At 47.3% G+C, this 731-nt stretch carries 1 protein-coding gene; it reads right to left on the bottom strand.

The features are described from left to right. On the bottom strand, window positions 1-731 hold a 731-nt coding region (locus R7Q46_RS26855; protein ID WP_318078180.1), incomplete at both ends, for an argininosuccinate synthase.

Below are 731 nucleotides of genomic sequence, written 5' to 3'. Positions count from 1 at the left end.
GCGAACTCTTCTGAGTACAAGCTGTTGTCAGAACGTTTTTGCGTTACCGTTGCTTGACCTTTGTATAGCTTAACAACCACTTCGCCATTGACGTCTTGTGCTAGCTCTTCTGAGGCAGCAAGAATTGACTTACATAACGGTGTAAACCAACGACCGTCGTACACAAGGTGAGAGGCTTTTAGACCAAGTTCTTCACGGAACTCGAATGACGATTTGTCTAGCACCAATTGTTCAACTGCGCGCAGAGCTTCCATCATGATGGTACCTCCCGGAGTTTCGTAACAGCCACGAGACTTCATTCCCACCAAACGGTTCTCTACGATATCAATACGACCCACACCGTGTTTTGCGCCTTTTTCGTTTAAGTAAACTAGTGCGTTGTATGGTGTCATCGCTTCACCATCCACTGCCACAACTTCACCTTTTTCGACTTTCAACGTAACGTATTCAGCTTCATTTGGCGCTTGTTCAGGGTCAACGGTCCAGACCCAGCAATCTTCGTTTGGTGCATTCCATGTATTTTCTAGCACACCACCTTCAGTAGAAATGTGCCATGCGTTCGCATCACGTGAATAAATCTTCGTTAGAGACGCTGAACAAGGAATGTTACGCTCTGCAAGGTAATCCAGACATTGTTCGCGGCTCACTAAATCCCACTCACGCCATGGAGCGATAACGTGTAGATCTGGTGCTAACGCAGCAAACGCGCCCTCGAAACGCACTTGGTCGTT

Source organism: Vibrio sp. 811 (genome assembly GCF_033339195.1).
This window is presented reverse-complemented; position numbering and strand designations above follow the sequence as displayed.